The 1,335-nt window shown below is 57.9% G+C and carries 1 protein-coding gene; it reads right to left on the minus strand.

Going from position 1 to position 1,335, the window contains the following annotated elements; genetic code table 11:
* Window positions 1-214 precede the first annotated feature (214 nt).
* Window positions 215-1,243, minus strand: coding sequence for an IS110 family RNA-guided transposase (locus AC0L17_RS34425; RefSeq protein ID WP_473518984.1), 1,029 nt, complete (start codon window positions 1,241-1,243; stop codon window positions 215-217).
* Window positions 1,244-1,335 lie beyond the last annotated feature (92 nt).

The raw sequence follows: 1,335 nt of genomic DNA on the forward strand, positions 1-1,335 counted from the left end.
TTCTTCTCTCAGGCCTGTCGTTGCGGCCTTTCAAGAAGCCGCGGGCCGGTATGGTGATCTGCGGATCGGGTCCAAATCTTCTGCAAGAGCTTTCAAGCTCGGGAACGACGGCTGGTTTTCCCAATCCAGATCTTTTCGATCATTGTGCCCATTCAGGTCATCGACTTCCTACACCTTTTTCACCGGCGCCAGTTTGTGTGGTGATGCATATGCGTCATGCAGCCACAACTCGCGCCGGATTTCGATAATCCTCTTTCTTTGTCATCATCGCCCAGATCGCCCGCGCCATCTTGTTCGCAAGCGCGATCGCGACCAGCATGAGCGGCTTGCGACGCAGCATCCGTGCCAGCCATGAACCCTCGACGATGGATTTGCGGGCCAGCACTGTCAGGCGTGACATGGCGCCGATGATCAACAAAGACCGGATATCGGTCTGGCCAGCCTTCGACACGCGTCCAAGTCGCTCCTTGCCGCCGGAGGTGTATTGACGTGGCACGAGCCCAAGCCAGGCCGCAAAGTCCCGCCCGCGTTTGAAGCTCTCCATCGGCGGAGCAAAGCCGCTGATCGCCAACGCGGTCTGGGGCCCGACACCAGGCATTGTCTGCAGGCGCCGCGCTGTATCGGTCGCCAGGGAAAGGGCTTTGGCCTTTGCCGTTTTGACGTCGATCCGGGCCGTGTTTTCAGCAATCTGTTCGAGCAGATCAAAGCATTCCTCGCGCACCAGAGCAGGCAGGTCACTGTTCGGCTCCTCCAGAATAGTCTCAATCCGCTTGATATGGGCGATCCCTTTCGGAATGATGTGACCATATTCGTACAGCACCGAACGCAGAGCGTTCACAAGCTCGGTGCGCTGATGGAGGAGGCGCTCCCGACCTCGGAACAACACAGCGCATGCCTGCTGATCTTCCGACTTCGGCTGTACAAAACGCATCTCCGGGCGCTGTGCTGCAACGACGATTGCTTCAGCATCGGCAGCATCGTTTTTCTGCCGTTTGACAAAGGGCCGCACATATTGAGGTGCGATCAGCTTCACCTCGTGGCCAAGCTTGACCATTTCTCGAGCCCAGTAGCTCGCGCTGCCGCATGCTTCCATCACAACCACAGCAGGCGGCTGGCATGCCATGAACTGCCGGAACCGTGACCGCGTCAGCTTCTTACGGAATCTCAGATGCCCCGTCATTGTCGCGCCGTGAAGCTGGAAAACGTTCTTTGCCAGGTCCACCCCGATCATAGTATCTTTCATTTGCCGTCCTCTCCTTCATGTGGCGTTGAACACCACGACCTTGGCACATTGCGATGCCGTCTGGGGAGGGCGGCAACCATCCCATCTTCTGC

Source organism: Mesorhizobium sp. WSM4829 (assembly GCF_055811475.1).